2 protein-coding genes are annotated in these 1432 nt (G+C 43.9%); both read right to left on the bottom strand.

Annotated features, from left to right (window positions below; all coding sequences use genetic code 11):
- Positions 1 to 34 precede the first annotated feature (34 nt).
- Positions 35 to 676, bottom strand: a complete 642-nt coding sequence (locus QN359_RS19685; RefSeq protein WP_322248142.1) for a WG repeat-containing protein — start codon at positions 674 to 676, stop codon at positions 35 to 37.
- Positions 673 to 1167 (bottom strand): SPASM domain-containing protein, encoded by a 495-nt coding sequence (locus tag QN359_RS19680; protein WP_322248141.1) that lies wholly within the window; start codon positions 1165 to 1167, stop codon positions 673 to 675. Before QN359_RS19680 ends, QN359_RS19685 begins: the two co-directional genes overlap by 4 nt.
- Positions 1168 to 1432: the final 265 nt, after the last annotated feature.

Here is a 1432-nt window from a genome sequence, read left to right as displayed (position 1 = left end):
AAAACACAAACAAACAGACTTCAATGAGATCGGTTCAATTTAAAAAGTTACACGACAAGTAGTCTGACAGATGGGGAAATCGGCGCAGATAAATTGCGCGCCCTAATCGATCAATATGCGCCCATCCAGAAGCAAATTTGGCGCGCGCATAGCCCTTATGAAATACGTCAAGATCAAGAAACCAATTCTCATGAATGAGATTCCCAGCTCGATCAATATGCGTCGATTGTCCATCATTGCTCTGAACGACTGCAATACCATCTTTAAAATCTCCGGTATATCGCCAACATTGATCATAAAACCGTAATCCGTTTGATAGGATGTGATGATAGGATCCGCCCACCTGCCGAACGGCACATCGTCCTTCCTGAAAGTTCCCACACCACTCATATCGAGTAGACGTTAAATCTACTCCATCAGGACGAATATGATGCCATCCATTTGCGGATATGACTGCTGCGAACCCCTCGTAAAATCCAAATGTCCGACGGAAATGCCGTTGATAAGCAGCTCTTCCATTTGCATCAATATGCCAGGCTAAATGAGCGTTCTGAACCGGGGCCAAGCCAGGCTCATGAAATTTCAGCACTTCATCAAACCGTAAATCATACGCAGGGACTCCGTTGATTACATGATGGGTTGCATCCTCTGAAATCAATACATTTCGCCAATTCATATTGACTCCTGAACGGGTCTTCTCATATTGCACGCTATGCACAAAGGACGATTGCGATATGTAGTACGTAGGTTACGATATTTATCACCACTCCAAATATCGATCACACTAATGTCGTTTAAGTTTCCAAAATCCCCCAAATTACGTCGTTGAGCATCTGGCGCGCAGCATGGATCAAATCGTCCAACGGCACTTACCCAAGCCTCTCTACCTAAAAATGGACACTGCCCGCCTGGTGCCAAATTTTCCTTATCATCCTCATCAAGAAGAAAAATGTTTTCAAGTAGCAGTAGCTTTCCATTACTGAGCGGCTGTTCGCTGACAATTTGACGAGCAACCAACACCGCTGCATTCCATCTACGAATCGCACCAACATCGCGGCGCATAGATTCGTTTTTGATCTCTCCGAAATGCGCCCATAAATGATGCCCTTTAAGCCTATCAACGCCTAAACTAATCGCGAGTCGAACAATATCGGGCAATTCATTCACGTTCGACTCCAAAAAAGTCATTTGGAAAGTGACACGGCAACGATTCCCGCCTAAGCACGCATGCTCATCCCTTATAGAAATAAAAGTCTGTACATTTTTTAAAACTTTCTCCCATCGAGATCCCAACATAATCTTCTCGTGAGTTTCTTTTGTCGCTCCGTTCCACGAAATTTTGACATCGGATGTCACCCCATCTGTCAGACTACTTGTCGTGTAACTTTTTAAATTGAACCGATCTCATTGAAGTCTGTTTGTTTGTGTTTTT

Origin of the sequence: Undibacterium sp. 5I2 (assembly GCF_035019605.1) — a bacterium.
In the GTDB taxonomy this organism is placed as follows: Bacteria; Pseudomonadota; Gammaproteobacteria; order Burkholderiales; family Burkholderiaceae_D; genus Undibacterium.
This window is presented reverse-complemented; position numbering and strand designations above follow the sequence as displayed.